Below are 15,136 nucleotides of genomic sequence, written 5' to 3'. Positions count from 1 at the left end.
ACAATCTATAGGAAATCGAAAAACACTTCGGAACCACCTGTCCACCCTGAATTGCTGTTGAGGTTCAGGTACAAGGTTGCAAAGGTATAAGCCGCCACCAGCAAAAAGCCCAATTTCTTGCCACACACATGCACAGCGATCATGGGGATCAGCACGTACTCAAACATTGAAATACTTGCGTAGCCCCGACCCGCCAGGATCGCGAAATCGCCCAGCACAATACGCAAAAAGGCCGCACAATAAAAAATACAGAAAATCAGATTGAAACTCTGGTATCGATGTTCAATCTTCTTCCAACATACCAGGCCTGCGATGATCACCAGCAAATTCTTGATATTCACCATGTCAAAAAGCGGCAAGGCATAACTGTACATGTCGGCGTTGAGATACAATTCGATTTTATCCCCCACAAAACCGAAAATTGCCATTTGACGCAGCACAGATTTAAAGTCGATGGTTGCGGAGATAAAGATCAGAACGGCACTCACAAGAAGGTACAAACTGCGCTTGGGCCGAAAAAGATACAACCCCACTGGCACAATAAAAAATACCGATGACACATGAACCAATGTCGCGGCAACGATCAGCGCCGTCATCATTTTATACTTTCGCTGATCCAGATAGGCCGCAGCGAGGAATAGCAACCCGGATGCCAACCCCAAGCGTATTGCATTGAGTTCTTTGGCCAGGTAAAAATGCGTAAAGTAAACCAGCACCGCCAATGCAAAGTAAGGAGAAAAATACCTTATGCTGCGAATATTTAACGTCACCGCAACTAACGAACTAAAGCCGAATAAAACGGCCGCATTCTTTCCGAGCGCTGCCAATACCGACAGGAACATGAAAAAACCGAACTCGACATTGAATGTCGCGTAGCTGTAATCGCAATAGACGTTCTGGCAATCCAATACCGACGGTATCTGATAGAGCATCTCGAGATAAGCGGCATCATCGCTGCCAACTCCCACTGCCCTGAACGTAGCCAGAAAAACTAGCGGAACAGCCATCAGCACAGACACAACAATCGCTGGTAGTTTCCTATCACTTAAGGTATCAAATGCAGCCACCAGCACCAAAAAGCCATAGGCCAGGTACAACGGGAGAGTGAATTCCAGTTCCATTATCTACGCGCCCAGCAGGCAAAACCGATGACACACATGACAAAAAATACGATGTAAGCGATCATATAAGAATACATGACACCGTAAATACCGCCGATACTTTTTCCCAGCGAAAAAGTGAGCCCGACAAACAGCAGCGCTTGAATAACTTCAGACAGTATATACAATTTGGTCGCAGCCTTGGCCACTGCCACGAACCCGATCACGTAAGCGGAAACTTTGAAAAAATCGCCCACCAGCTGAAAAATTATATAATTCTCCAGCTCATTAAATTCGGAAGACAGCAGCAGCGGGATGAAGAAGTGCCGACCAAAATAAAGCACACTTCCGCCCATAAGGAACCCGCCCATCACCAGCAACATGAACTTGATGACCTGACGTGTTATCGCCTTCTTCTCTCGCGTTGCCGAAATAAGTGGCATATAGTAAGACGCCAGGAAGACGCTAAAAAATCCAATATAAGCGCTTGAGAGTTTTATACTCCCCTGCCATATACCCGCCTCACTGTACCCCACCTGCGTTATCAGCGACTCCCTGATAACTATTTCCACCACAGGAAACATGACCGCACTGACCAGTAACATCAAACCGAATCTGGCAAAACCCTTCCCAATGCCAACATCAAATTTTCGCCACTTGATCATTCTGAACAGCGGCATGCCTTTAACAAAAAACAACGAAACAATAATCGGCATGACAAAGATCGCAAGCATGGCAATCGCCGCACCTGGCATTTTATAGCTTGAAATCAAAAACCATATTAATGGCAGTGCCAGGATATTTGAAACAACCTGCACCACCGCATTCACCTTCAGTTTACCGAGCCCATTGAAGAAACCGGAAAACAGAATATTGAACGCGAACGCAACCTGGGCGACAGCAAGGCACAGGATCACCCAGTAAAAGCGAGGCTCTCCAAACACCAGAACCGATATCTTCTCAGCAAATGAAAACAAGGCCACCAAGACAAGTATGGAGGCCCCCAACGCATAGAACACCGAGGTGGAAAACAGCCTGTACAGACTAAACTTACTGTCCTTGAACTCGGCTACATATTTGATGACACCGTGTCCCAATCCCCCCCCCGCCAACAAGACCGCGATGGAGACCAGGCTCATAAAGTGCCCCAATTTCCCGAGGCCATCTGCACCCAAATACAAAGCAATCAGCTTAAGAATGCAGAACCCTACCAGGATTTTTGATGCTTGAGCGGCGCTCGTGAAAAAAGCGCCCGCCAGCAGTCCCGCCCTTTTCTCTTTTAATTTACCGACCGGCGGCATTAACTGCACCTATCACAGAATCAATGACGTGCTGAATTTCAACGTCTGACATTCCGTACCAGACCGGTAGACGAAGAAGACGCTCACTTTCCTTAGTGGTAAAGACATCTTCGCCGTTAAAACGTCCCAACAGAATTCCCGCCGGAGCGCTGTGCAGAGGCACATAATGAAAAACCCCGCCCACGCCGGAGGCATTCAGATGTTTAAGCACTGCCGTGCGGGCGACAATATCTTTAACCTTAATATAAAACATGTGCGCGTTGGCTACACAGCCCTCTGGAACTGACGGCGTTTCGATCAGACCGGCACCGACCAGATCTTTAAACGCGGCATTGTAGCGATTCCAGATTTTGCAGCGGAATTCGTTAATCACCTCCGCCCGTTCTAATTGACCGAACAGATAGGCTGCCTGAAGTTCACCAGGCAGGTAGCTGCTGCCAATATCCACCCAGGTGTACTTATCAATCATCCCTCTGAAAAACTGGCTACGGTTAGTGCCTTTTTCACGGATAATTTCAGCGCGCCCAATAAAACGCTCGTCATTAATGAGCAGCAAGCCACCCTCACCGCCACTGGTGTAGTTTTTTGTTTCATGAAAACTGTAGGCAGCTAAATGACCAATAGTGCCCAACTTACGTCCTTTGTAGGTGGACATCATGCCCTGTGCTGCGTCTTCGACAACAAACAACTTGTGTCGCTGCGCAATGTCCATGATGGTGTCCATTTCACACGCCACGCCTGCGTAATGGACCGGCACTATGACCTTGGTTTTTTCAGTAATGGCCGCTTCAATCAGGGTTTCATCAATATTCATCGTGTCCGGACGAATATCGACAAATACGATTTTTGCCCCGCGAAGTACAAAGGCATTGGCTGTACTTACGAAGGTGTAGCTGGGCATTATCACTTCATCGCCCGGCTGTATATCGACCAATATTGCCGCCATCTCAAGCGCCTGGGTGCAAGAGGGCGTCAATAATGCCTTTTGGCACGAAAACGTTTCTTCGAACCAGCGCTGGCAATTTATCGTGAAGTCTCCATCTCCGGACATCTTCGCGCTGCGCATGGCGCGGGTTACATATTGATCCTCATTACCGGTATAAGGCGGCTTATTAAAGGGAACTTTCATCGAACTCACCATAAAATTCTTTTTCTAGTTGAAGTAAATCTTTCTTACGTTCTTTGACACGTTTTGCGGGTATGCCTGCATAGACACCCCAGGCGTCAGTAGGTTTGGTAACAAGCGCCATCGCGCCTACGGCGCATCCTTCAGCCAGTATCACACCTGGAAAAATGACAGCGCCAGCGCCTACTATTACGTGCCTGTGCACGTGTACCGCAGAAAACAACTCGTTCTTGAATTTTTTTGGAATTAAAGAGTTCGTTAACGTTTCGCCGCTGTAATCATCCGACTGGGAGAATATCTTGACGCCGTACGCCAACGTACAAAAATCCTCAAATACGATACCCGGCGTCCCACCAGCGATAAGGCACATCGGTGTTATATGATTGAAGCGACCGAATGTAATCTTGCCTGAAATGACGCAAAAATCATCAATTCGCGAAAAATCGCCAATCTCAATTTGATCAGCATTATAAATGCTGGCTCGATCACTGATTTTCACATCTTTGCCAAGCTTTTTAAAACCGAGCTGAGCCAGCTGCTCGTTTGATAAATACGCCATAATCTCTCCACAGCTAGCCAATACTGTCAGCAACCTAACGCACGGTTCTGCAGCTGGACGCTGCTGACAGGCGCATCAAAATGTATCAGCAATTTTAAACTTGTTTTTCCTGGCGTAATAGCATAATCGCCTACAGCCACCCAACAAATCAGGCCAATCTCAGGCCCGGGCACAGACAATGGGCTACTGGCCATCACTTAACACGACAGTGGAGCGCATTCTTGCAAGCGCTTGCTAGCGCAGGTAGCAAGATGTACTCCAGCGGCCGCCTCTACGCCAGCCTCTTGGAGCGAAAAACGCTGGAGAACAACGCGAAGGCTATACCGAGAACCAAACCCGCAATAATACCACCCATGATGATCAGCAGCTTCTTGGGCTTTACTGCGCTCAACGGCTCCATAGCGGCTCGATCAATGGCCACTAACTTTATGCGACTCATATCGATATTCAAATTGCGCAAACGCGCCATTTCCGCCCTCAGCGGCTCAACCCCGGCTAGAAAAATGTCTTCGTTTTCTCGGCGATTGAGTACTTCAACTTGACGATTGGATTGAAGCAGCTGCAGTTCTTTGGCGATTTGGGCAATACGCGCCTCAGCGAAGTCGTCCGAGTTTCGTTGATTGAGTGCTCGCTTTTCGGCCTCGAGCGCCTCTACCCCCATGAAATAAAGAGGTATCTGCTGGTTGTTCACTTCCGTACGCATCACGCTGTTTGAGCTTGCACGTTCAGCGTCTCCCAACGAAGAAGGTGTCGTCGGTTTGTTAATGCCCAGTGATTTAGCGATGCCGATAGCCTCAGCCAATTGCGACATGCGATCGGTACGCAACGTTTTCAACTGGGCACGCAGCGCCTTCAATTCGTCCAACAGCTGTGCGCGCTTCAGATTGTCGGCCTCGAGCAATGAAGCTATCTTCGCTTCCTTGTCGGTTTCATAACTTGCTCGCGCAGCGTTAAACTTACCCGTAATTTCGTTGATTCGGTTTTTGACAATAACATCCATATCGGCCGCTATCTGCTTGCGCTCGCTGGCAATCGCATACTGAACGAAATCGTTCAGAATCTTTACACCATCGACGCCCTGCGGGTAATTCATTTCGAGTTTGATATAGGCACTCAGTGACTCAGCTTTCTTCAAGTCAGGCACTATCAAACTGATCGAATTACGATTGAACTCTTCAAAACTCTGCTCAAGGGTACGCCCTGGACGCTCAAACTCGCTAAAGAGCTGCTGATTGGCTCTGAAAAAATTCAATCGGGTTTCATAAGATTCAAGGGAAGCTCCAACTTTCAGAAGCGCTTCACTCGGTGGCAACTTATAAACTTCCGAACGATTTAAGGCGTCCAACTCATTGATCGCGGCAGGCCTTAGTACACTGCTCACCTGATATTCAGGAGTCGCCAGGAATGCATACGCCGCTGCGAGCAGCGCCACGCCAGCAGTGGTGATCAGGACTATTTTTTTCTGACGCCAGACGATTTGAGATAACGCAAAGAGGTCGACTTCACCCGTCGAGGGCACAGGGGGGGCGCGGAAGCTACTACTCACAACAAAAACCTGCCTTCAATGAGAAACTGCGGGCTCGTTATGCAGACTATCTTGCGTGATTTTTCCATCAACCGCCCAACGAAGCCCAGCTTCGCTGCCTGGCCTTGAGCGCACAAAATGACTGTTCTCGAGAATATGTTGCATTTTGCCATCTCTTCGCTACATTGCAAGACTTGACAAGTCAATGAGACGCTTCCCACCTACGCGTAGGATACTTCCGCAGAGCTAGCAATGCGCAGCCATTCCCCCTTAAACACTGTCATTATCATTAATTAAAAATAGATTCGACCCGTAGCTGCTGCCAGAAAAAGCTGCGGTTTTAAATCCTGATATTCATTTATAGGATGTACATCAGCGTATTCGACGCGAAAAACGATCAGATTGATCCGACAAACGGCACCCCTCGTCACCGGCAATCTTGTCCACCTGAACTACCTGGATCCAGGTCACGCTGCAGGTATCTTTCCTCGGCTCTGCCTAGGCTTGAAAAGCAGGAACAGCACTGGGCCCAGTAGCATTCCGATTATCAGTGCCAACGTAACGAATACTGAAACAGGCAGTGTGGCGGAGGACCACCCCAAGAACGAAAGCGAGGCTGACTGTTGGTTCTCAAGCACGAAGCCTACAATTGCGAGAGCAACGATTGAAGCAATGATGACAGTAAAAATACGCTTGAACTGACGCATAACATACTCCTGGCAAACAATCAGATGCCCTCTTCCTCATCTTCATTTACCCGATCGCGTAACTCTTTACCGGGTTTGAAATGAGGTACGAACTTCCCATCGAGACTGACGGACTGGCCAGTCTTGGGGTTACGCCCTACTCGCGGTGCACGGTAATGCAGCGAAAAGCTACCGAAGCCGCGGATTTCTATACGATCTCCGGTGGCCAGGCATTGGGACATTTGCTCAAGCATAGTCTTGATAGCCAACTCGACATCCTTGGATGAGAGCAGCCCTTGATGGGTGACAATTCGTTCGATCAACTCCGACTTCGTCATATTTTTCCCTTCTTTTTCAAGCAGCTAGGAAAATCGCTTCGAAGGTTTTAGCATGACCTGAGGATTTTGAACAGCCCATGTACTAACTTATCTGCGCGCCTACTCCAAGACAGCCGTAAACACCCAAATCATCAATTACAGATCACCAACATCGTGCGCGTAAGCGCGCCAGCCGGGTTCCAGCCGAACGGATAGTCTTCGGCGTCATCCTTGGCTTCACTGGACCGGGCGATGACCTTGTAACCCCGCGCTTTGCACTCACGCATCGCACGCGCATCGCACTTCTCCCATTTATTTCCCAGACCCGAGCAGTCGATCTCAATACCGCTGCCGCCCCGCGTTGCATGAGTCTTGGCGCTGGTAGCGGAGCAGCCTGCAAGCGTCAGCACTGCCAGCACTATGATAAACCTGTTCATTCATCCCCTTATTGAATCAGCAATGTGGAGCAATCAAGACTATAGCCACTTGTGACCTTGAGACGTACGCGTTAGTTCTTGGTTTTTGATTCACTTGATTTCAGAACCGGCAGCAAGCAGCCTTTCAATGGTCGCCCTCTCTACATCATTCAACCACGTCTCGAAACGCCCGTTCCGCAAAGGGGCATGCGCACTTCACGACTACATGTCCCGATGGCTAGATCAAGCCCACCTCCGGATGACTCTCCAGACAGCTGTAAGCCACGTCACTTGCGAATCGAGACCGCCCATGCATGCACGGACATCCCGTAACCTTCGAAAGCCGAGCGCGGCGACGGCGCTGACGCTATCGGGGCGCAAGCCCATACGATGAGAAGCCTGCAAAAAGCGCATCATCATCGCTCAGCAGGTATAATTACCTTAAGTTAATTCGGTCCGCATGTTCACAACGAAAGCCAAAGGGATGCAGCAGCAATGACGTTATTTAAACCTGCTAAACCAATTAAAAAAAACAGCAGGGTGCACACTAGCACGACAGCCGACACACCTCAGTCAAAGCGCCTTACGAACTTAGTGGCCTATGGGATACTTCTGGGAATTTGCATTATTCTATTTGAGCCTCTTATCAGCACTCTCTCTACAAACGCGTTCGACTATGTCACTCACTTAAAGTGGGCAAGCGACATGGAGAATGGTCAGAAATTAATATTGCCTCACCCGCTGTATCACGTGCTCACGATACTTTCCAAAAAAGCACTCGCCATCAGTTACCCCCAGGCGTCAACACTGGTCATAGTGCTTTCAATCTTCTTCCTTGCTATTTTAAATTACAATATTTTAAAAGCTCACACGTCCGCGTTGATCGCTGTATTTCTCTCAGTCTGCTTGCTTGTCATAACGCCCTTACAACTCTTCTTCGCTATTGATCAGCACCTTTACTTCGGCTACATAGGAATAAGCATTTATCACAGCCCTACCATGCTGCTGCTGAAGCCTCTATCCCTCCTGGCGTTCTGCTATGCACTCAAGTCTGTAGACAGCCCGCAGCACAACAATCTCTCCAACGGACTCGCACTCGCGTTCGCTTTGTTCCTCAGTGGGATTTCAAAGCCTAATTTCTTGATGATCGTGCTCCCCGCCTTTGTGCTTTTCCTGCTGATCACCCACCGGCTCAAATCAGCACTCATGAACAAGTATATCTATCTCGCATTTTTTCTCCCCATCATCGCTTTGCTAGGCCTGCAGTTTTTTCAAACGTTTTTCTTCCAAGACCTTTCACAAGCCACCGGCGCTACTGAAAGCCATATTGTTGTTCTACCCTTTGAGACCATGGCTCATTATTCAGACTTTCTATTTCCGAAGCTGATTTTATCGATAGCGTTCCCGCTGCTGGCCTTTTTATGCTACCCGAGAGACTTCATACAAGACAAAGCTGTCGTTTTTTCCTGCTGCTGCCTTTTGATGGGCTTGGTGCTGACCTACTTCTTCGCAGAAAGCGGATCAAGAATGTACGATGGAAACTTCTGGTGGAGCGGACAAATGGGGCTCTATCTGGTCTTCCTGTTCTCTGTCGCATTTCTAGTTAAAAACAGACATCACCTGACGATTCGCACCGTAGACAAAGTAAAGTATTCACTCTGTCTGATGTTGTTTTTCTTACACGCGCTTTTTGGAATATTCTTTTATAAACAAGAGCTTTTTTTCAATGCGAAATTTTGGTAACAATTCGTCTATCCCACACACCAACAAGATAAAAATATTATGCCAGCAAAATTGACATCACCTCATATCTCGGTGATCGTTCCAGTTTACAAAGCCGAAAACTCACTTGAGGAGCTTTACTCACGCCTGAAATCCGCCCTCGAGGAAATCTCATCCGATTTCGAAATCGTATTGATAGAAGACTGCGGGGGTGATCGCTCGTGGCAAATTATAGAGCGCCTCGCCGAGGCGGACCCAAGAGTACGTGGCATCCAGTTGAGTCGAAACTTTGGCCAGCACTATGGAATCACCGCAGGCTTGGATGCTTGCCGAGGCCAATGGGTCGTTGTGATGGATTGCGACCTTCAGGATCGCCCTGAAGAGATTCCTCGCCTCTATGCCAAGGCGCAAGAAGGTTACGATATCGTTTTAGCCTTGAGAGGAAAAAGAAGTGATCCGCTACTTAAGAGAGCAACCTCTTGGCTGTTCTACAAGACGTTCAGCTATTTAGCCGACTTTGAATATAATGGCGACAGCGGAAACTTTCGTATTATTTCGCGAAAAGTAGTCGATAACCTCTGCCAAATGCGCGAGCAACTTCGCTTTTTTGGTGCACTCGTTCATTGGACAGGTTTCTCAAGCACAGGGATTGAAATCTCGCACGCAGAACGCCTGGATGGAAAAAGCACCTATACGTTTTCAAAGCTCTGGAACCTGGCGATGGAGACAATAATTGCCTATTCAGACAAACCACTTCGGCTTGCAGTGAAGTTAGGTTTCACCATGGCAGCACTGGCGTTTATCTTTGGGGCGTACCTCATGTTCACCACGATGCTACACGGAGCCGTGGTACAGGGCTGGACCAGCCTTATGGTTTCTACATTCTTTATTGGTGGCATCGTCATTTCAATCCAGGGCATTGTTGGCATATACGTCGGCAAAACATTTGACCAGACCAAGAACCGCCCCCTGTATATTGTAGGACGGAAAACCTACGATTTATCTGATGACACAGTTGGCACACACACGCAAACCTCTCGATCTACCTTGCGCTTCGAAAAAGAATGAAGGCCAGAATGAGTTTTTTTGCCTCACCCGCTTTTTTACAACTGATACGTTATGGGGTTGTCGGCCTGACTAATAATGCCTTGCTTTACGCGGGCTACTTATTGCTTGTGTATTGCGGAAGCGGTGAAAAGCTGGCGATGACGTTAATTTATATAATAGGTGTTCTCACCAGTTATACGTTCAATTACAAGTGGACGTTTTCTCAGAAAAAGAATCGAGGTGCCTTGATACGATACATCCAGATGCACTTAACCGGGTACCTCATAAACTTTTTGCTTCTGTATATCCTTGTCGACAAGTTACTTTACCCTCATCAATTTGTTCAAATCTTCGCAATCATAGTTGTCGCTTTTTTTGGGTTTTTCACATGCAAGTATTTCGTTTTTCGTGAAAAATCGGCTCGCGAATAAAGCCTATCTTTCACGTACGGGTGCTAGTGCCACTCACTGAAGCGCAGCCTCTATGAGTCAGGCGTTATTTCGGCCGTGACTTGCGCCACTGGATTACGAGCTGCCAGTCTCATCAGACTGAACCAACAGGCACAAAAAAGGGCGACCGAAGTCGCCCTTTTTTACAGCCTTACAGAACTTAGTTCTGCTTAGCCATTGCTTCGCGCAGCAGGGAGGCCATGGTGGTCTCGCCAGTTGCAGCTTCCGGAGCGGATTTCAGGCTCTGGATAGCTTCTTTCTCTTCCACTTCATCTTTCGACTTGATGGAGAGTTGGATTACGCGGCTCTTGCGGTCAACGCTGATGATCTTGGCTTCTACTTCCTGGCCTTCTTTCAGAACGTTGCGCGCGTCTTCAACGCGGTCACGGCTGATTTCGGAGGCTTTCAGAGTCGCTTCGATATCGTCGGCCAGAGTGATGATGGCGCCTTTGGCGTCAACTTCTTTCACTGTACCTTTAACGATGGCGCCTTTGTCGTTCTCTTGTACGTACTCGGAGAACGGATCGCTTTCCAGTTGCTTGATGCCCAGGGAGATGCGCTCGCGCTCTGGGTCAACCGACAGGATAACGGTGTCCAGCTCGTCGCCCTTCTTGAAACGACGAACAGCTTCTTCGCCAACTTCGTTCCAGGAGATGTCGGACAGGTGAACCAGGCCGTCGATGCCGCCGTCCAGACCAATGAAGATACCGAAATCGGTGATCGACTTGATGGTGCCGGAGATTTTATCGCCCTTGTTGAACTGGCCAGAGAAATCTTCCCATGGGTTAGATTTGCACTGCTTGATGCCCAGGGAGATACGACGACGCTCTTCGTCGATGTCCAGAACCATAACTTCCACTTCGTCGCCGACTTGTACGACTTTCGAAGGGTGGATGTTCTTGTTGGTCCAGTCCATTTCGGAAACGTGTACCAGGCCTTCAACGCCTTCTTCCAGCTCAGCGAAGCAGCCGTAGTCGGTCAGGTTGGTAACACGCGCGGTCACGCGGGTGCTTTCTGGGTAACGGGCTTTGATAGCGACCCATGGATCTTCACCCAGTTGCTTCAGGCCCAGGGAAACACGGTTGCGCTCGCGATCGTATTTCAGAACTTTGACATCGATCTCGTCGCCAACGTTGACGATTTCCGAAGGATGCTTGATACGCTTCCAAGCCATGTCGGTAATGTGCAGCAAGCCATCGACGCCACCCAGATCGACGAATGCGCCGTAATCGGTGAGGTTCTTGACGATACCTTTGACTTGTTGGCCTTCCTGCAGGGATTCCAGCAGAGCTTCACGCTCGGCGGAGTTCTCTGCTTCCAGGACGCTGCGACGGGAAACGACAACGTTGTTGCGTTTCTGGTCGAGCTTGATGACCTTGAATTCGAGTTCTTTGCCTTCCAGGTGCGTGGTGTCGCGCACAGGACGAACGTCGACCAAAGAACCTGGCAGGAACGCACGGATGCCGTTAACGTCGACAGTGAAGCCGCCTTTAACCTTACCGTTGATAACGCCCTTGACCACTTCTTCAGCTGCGAAGGCTGCTTCGAGAACAATCCAGCATTCAGCGCGCTTGGCTTTTTCACGGGACAGCTTGGTTTCACCGAAACCGTCTTCAACCGAGTCCAGAGCAACGTGAACTTCGTCACCGACATTGATTGTCAGATCACCAGCATCGTTGTAGAACTGTTCCAGCGGGATCAGAGCTTCAGACTTCAGACCAGCGTGAACGGTTACCCAGCGAGCTTGGTAATCGATATCAACGATAACACCGGTGATGATGGAGCCTGCCTGAAGGTTCAGGGTTTTTAGGCTTTCTTCAAAGAGTTCCGCAAAGCTTTCGCTCATTTTAATTCCTGTTGATAAGGGCGAAGAATACGCCCATCTCCACACCCCAGACGGTATGGGTCAGTTTCAATTAGAAGAAGCACCACAGGACTATGACTGGTCCCCTGCGGCCTTCTTGGTCACCCGGCGATATCGCGAATGGCGATCTCGCTCATGATGCGTTCCAGCACCTGCTCGATGGACAACTCCGTGGAATCCAGCTGTATGGCGTCAGCCGCCGGCTTGAGCGGGGCTACCGCACGCTGGGTATCACGCTCATCGCGTGCACGGATCTCATCTAGCAGACTCGACAGACTAACACCATCGACTTTGCCCTTCAACTGCAAGTAACGGCGGCGAGCACGTTCCTCGGCGCTGGCGGTCAGGAAAATCTTCAGCGGCGCCTCGGGAAAGACCACCGTGCCCATGTCACGGCCGTCGGCCACCAAGCCCGGCGGCTCCTGAAACGCGCGCTGGCGCTGCAGCAATGCGTCACGTACGGCGGGCAGCGCGGCAACCTGGGAGGCCCAGGAACCGACTTGTTCGTTACGCAGGTCGTCGGTCACATCGTCGCCTTCAAGGATGATGCGCTGGGGATGACCTTCCGTCGCGCCGACGAACTGCACGTCAAGGTGCGCCGCCAGCAACGTGAGGGATTCCTCGTTGGTCAGGTCGACGCCATGGTTGCGCGCGGCGAACGCCAGCAGGCGATACAGCGCGCCGGAATCGAGCAGGCACCAGCCGAGGCGCTTGGCCAGGATGCCGGCGATCGTGCCCTTGCCCGAGCCGCTTGGCCCGTCGATGGTAATCACCGCAGCTTTGATATTCACAATTGAGCCTCTTGGGCTACACGCATGCCGACATGGGCACACAGTGTAAGAAAGTTCGGAAAAGATGTAGCGACGTTGGCGCAATCGCGGATACGGATCGGCGCCACCGCTCGCAACGACGCCACGCTGAAGGCCATGGCGATCCGGTGATCGCCATGGGCCTGCACGTCGCCGCCGCCTATCGGGCTGCCGTCAATGATAATCCCATCAGGTGTCGGTTCACACTTCACACCCAGCGCCAACAGACCGTCGGCCATGACCTGGATACGATCGGACTCCTTCACCCGCAGCTCCTCGGCACCGCGCAACACTGTGCGCCCCTCGGCGCAGGCGGCGGCTACGAACAGTACGGGAAATTCATCGATCGCCAGCGGCACCAGCGCTTCGGGAATCTCGATGCCTTTGAGCCCAGCGGCGCGTACACGCAAGTCGGCAACCGGTTCGCCACCCACTTCACGTGTGTTTTCAACGGTAATGTCCGCGCCCATCAGGCGCAGAATATCGATCACCCCGGTGCGCGTCGGATTGATACCGACATGTTCGAGCAACAACTCGGAACCCTCGGCAATCGTGGCCGCTACCAGGAAAAATGCCGAGGAGGAAATATCCCCCGGCACTTCTATATGGGTAGCGGTCAACGCATGCCCGGACTCGACCGACGCTGTCGCGCCCTCCACCACCACCGGGTAACCAAAACCGCGCAACATACGCTCGGTGTGGTCGCGGGTCGGTGCAGGCTCGGTCACTGCGGTTCTGCCTTCGGCATACAGTCCGGCCAGCAACACACAGGATTTCACCTGGGCACTGGCCATCGGCAGTACATAATTGATGCCTTTGAGTGCCTGGCCACCGTGTATGGTCAGCGGCGGGCAGCCTTGCGGCCCGGTCTCGATCACTGCACCCATGTCTCGCAACGGCTTGGCCACGCGGCTCATCGGGCGCCTGGACAGCGAGGCGTCGCCCGTCAGCACGCTGTCGAAGCGCTGCGCCGCCAGCAACCCGGACAACAGGCGCATGGACGTACCGGAATTGCCCAGGTAGATCGGCCCCGGCGCCGGTTTCAGGCCATGCAGGCCCACGCCATGAATCGTCACTCGACCGTGGTGCGGCCCTTCAATCACCACGCCCATGTCGCGAAACGCCTGCAAGGTCGCCAAGGCGTCCTCACCTTCAAGGAAGCCTTCCACTTCGGTCACGCCCTCAGCCAATGAGCCCAGCATGATCGAGCGATGGGAGATCGACTTGTCACCCGGCACCCGAATGCGCCCGCTCAAGCGGCCACCGGGACGGGCGATGAAGGTCAGTTCTTCGGCATTCACTGCGGTTTCCACATAGGCGCGGCGCGCCAGGATCTTGCTGAAGTGTTCACGCGCCACCCGCGCACGGGTGAACACGCCCAATAGTTGATGGCCATCGCCCGCATCCACCGCGTCGCGCAGGGCGTCGAGGTCGCTGCGGAAAGTATCCAGGGTACGCAACACCGCTTCACGGTTGGCGAGGAAGATGTCGTGCCACATCACCGGGTCACTGCCGGCAATTCGCGTGAAGTCGCGAAAGCCACCGGCGGCATAGCGGAAAATCTCCAGGTTTTCGTTGCGCTTGGCCAACGAATCCACCAGGCCGAATGCCAACAGATGCGGCAGATGGCTGGTCGCCGCCAGCACTTCGTCGTGACGCTCGACCTGCATATGCTCCACATCCGCCCCCAGCTCGCGCCATAACCGGTCTACCACGGCCAAGGCCGCAGGATCGGTCTGTTCAAGCGGAGTCAGGATCACTTTGTGCCGCCGAAACAGCTGCGCATTGGATGCTTCCACCCCACTCTGCTCGGAACCGGCAATCGGATGGCCCGGCACGAAACGCGGCGGCATTTCACCAAACGCCAGTTGTGCGGCGCGCACCACGTTACCCTTGGCGCTGCCGACATCCGTGAGAATCGCGCCGCCCAAATCCAGGCCGGCCAGGATCACCAATAGCTTTTCCATCGCCAGGATCGGCACGGCCAGCTGGATCACATCGGCGCCCTGGCAAGCGATGGCCAGGTCCGCCTCGCAGCGATCCACCACCCCAAGCTCCACCGCCAGCTTGCGCGATTGCGGGTCCAGGTCCACGCCGACCACTTCGCCGCACAGGTCGCTCTCGCGCAGGCCTTTGGCGAAGGATCCACCGATCAACCCAAGACCGACCACCACCAGGCGACCGATCATAGGCACAGCAGGTTGCAATGCAGTGA

At 51.6% G+C, this 15,136-nt stretch carries 14 protein-coding genes; 3 read left to right on the top strand and 11 right to left on the bottom strand.

Features of this window, described 5'->3' with window-relative positions; translation table 11 throughout:
• Positions 1–5: 5 nt before the first annotated feature.
• The 8 genes from BFQ04_RS07925 to BFQ04_RS07890 form a co-directional block, all read right to left on the bottom strand.
• Positions 6–1,121 carry an EpsG family protein gene (locus BFQ04_RS07925; protein ID WP_065950337.1) on the bottom strand — a complete coding sequence of 372 codons (1,116 nt, stop codon included), beginning with the start codon at positions 1,119–1,121 and terminating at the stop codon, positions 6–8.
• A complete protein-coding gene (locus BFQ04_RS07920; protein WP_065950336.1) occupies positions 1,121–2,401 on the bottom strand; it encodes an O-antigen translocase in 1,281 nt (426 codons plus the stop codon). The genes BFQ04_RS07925 and BFQ04_RS07920 overlap by 1 nt, the downstream gene beginning before the upstream one ends.
• The gene (gene rffA / locus BFQ04_RS07915; RefSeq protein WP_065950335.1) at positions 2,385–3,530 is read right to left on the bottom strand and encodes a dTDP-4-amino-4,6-dideoxygalactose transaminase; all 1,146 of its coding nucleotides are present in this window, start codon (positions 3,528–3,530) and stop codon (positions 2,385–2,387) included. Before rffA ends, BFQ04_RS07920 begins: the two co-directional genes overlap by 17 nt.
• Positions 3,514–4,086: an acyltransferase gene (locus BFQ04_RS07910; RefSeq protein ID WP_065950334.1), complete on the bottom strand. Its 573-nt coding sequence runs from the start codon at positions 4,084–4,086 to the stop codon at positions 3,514–3,516. Before BFQ04_RS07910 ends, rffA begins: the two co-directional genes overlap by 17 nt.
• Positions 4,087–4,357: 271 nt before the next feature.
• Positions 4,358–5,632 carry a Wzz/FepE/Etk N-terminal domain-containing protein gene (locus BFQ04_RS07905; protein WP_065950333.1) on the bottom strand — a complete coding sequence of 425 codons (1,275 nt, stop codon included), beginning with the start codon at positions 5,630–5,632 and terminating at the stop codon, positions 4,358–4,360.
• Positions 5,633–6,078: 446 nt separating this feature from the next.
• The gene (locus BFQ04_RS07900; RefSeq protein ID WP_065950332.1) at positions 6,079–6,318 is read right to left on the bottom strand and encodes a lipopolysaccharide assembly protein LapA domain-containing protein; all 240 of its coding nucleotides are present in this window, start codon (positions 6,316–6,318) and stop codon (positions 6,079–6,081) included.
• A 20-nt stretch (positions 6,319–6,338) separates the two neighbouring features.
• The gene (gene ihfB / locus BFQ04_RS07895) at positions 6,339–6,635 is read right to left on the bottom strand and encodes an integration host factor subunit beta (protein ID WP_065886416.1); all 297 of its coding nucleotides are present in this window, start codon (positions 6,633–6,635) and stop codon (positions 6,339–6,341) included.
• 131 nt (positions 6,636–6,766) lie between these two features.
• Entirely contained in the window at positions 6,767–7,051 is a 285-nt protein-coding gene (locus BFQ04_RS07890; RefSeq protein ID WP_065950331.1) for a hypothetical protein, read from the bottom strand.
• A gap of 474 nt (positions 7,052–7,525) precedes the next feature.
• Between BFQ04_RS07890 and BFQ04_RS07885 the strand changes: the two genes are divergently transcribed.
• The 3 genes from BFQ04_RS07885 to BFQ04_RS30355 are packed head-to-tail and all read left to right on the top strand — an operon-like array spanning position 7,526 to position 10,230.
• A complete protein-coding gene (locus tag BFQ04_RS07885; RefSeq protein WP_065950330.1) occupies positions 7,526–8,773 on the top strand; it encodes a hypothetical protein in 1,248 nt (415 codons plus the stop codon).
• A 39-nt stretch (positions 8,774–8,812) separates the two neighbouring features.
• Positions 8,813–9,820 carry a glycosyltransferase family 2 protein gene (locus tag BFQ04_RS07880; RefSeq protein ID WP_065950329.1) on the top strand — a complete coding sequence of 336 codons (1,008 nt, stop codon included), beginning with the start codon at positions 8,813–8,815 and terminating at the stop codon, positions 9,818–9,820.
• The gene (locus BFQ04_RS30355; RefSeq protein WP_065950328.1) at positions 9,817–10,230 is read left to right on the top strand and encodes a GtrA family protein; all 414 of its coding nucleotides are present in this window, start codon (positions 9,817–9,819) and stop codon (positions 10,228–10,230) included. The genes BFQ04_RS07880 and BFQ04_RS30355 overlap by 4 nt, the downstream gene beginning before the upstream one ends.
• 178 nt (positions 10,231–10,408) lie before the next feature.
• Here the strand turns inward: BFQ04_RS30355 and rpsA are convergent, their stop codons facing one another.
• From rpsA to BFQ04_RS07860, 3 genes are all read right to left on the bottom strand, one after another.
• Positions 10,409–12,094, bottom strand: a complete 1,686-nt coding sequence (rpsA, locus tag BFQ04_RS07870) for a 30S ribosomal protein S1 (protein WP_065950327.1) — start codon at positions 12,092–12,094, stop codon at positions 10,409–10,411.
• Between the two features lie 119 nt (positions 12,095–12,213).
• Positions 12,214–12,903, bottom strand: coding sequence for a (d)CMP kinase (cmk, locus tag BFQ04_RS07865; protein ID WP_065950326.1), 690 nt, complete (start codon positions 12,901–12,903; stop codon positions 12,214–12,216).
• Positions 12,900–15,110 (bottom strand): bifunctional prephenate dehydrogenase/3-phosphoshikimate 1-carboxyvinyltransferase, encoded by a 2,211-nt coding sequence (locus tag BFQ04_RS07860; RefSeq protein WP_065950325.1) that lies wholly within the window; start codon positions 15,108–15,110, stop codon positions 12,900–12,902. Before BFQ04_RS07860 ends, cmk begins: the two co-directional genes overlap by 4 nt.
• Positions 15,111–15,136: the final 26 nt, after the last annotated feature.

It is taken from the genome of Pseudomonas sp. 37 R 15 (genome assembly GCF_900004865.1).
Lineage (GTDB): Bacteria > Pseudomonadota > Gammaproteobacteria > Pseudomonadales > Pseudomonadaceae > Aquipseudomonas > Aquipseudomonas fluorescens_AM.
Note: the sequence above shows the minus strand (reverse complement) of the source record. Positions and strands in the feature narration are given on the sequence as shown.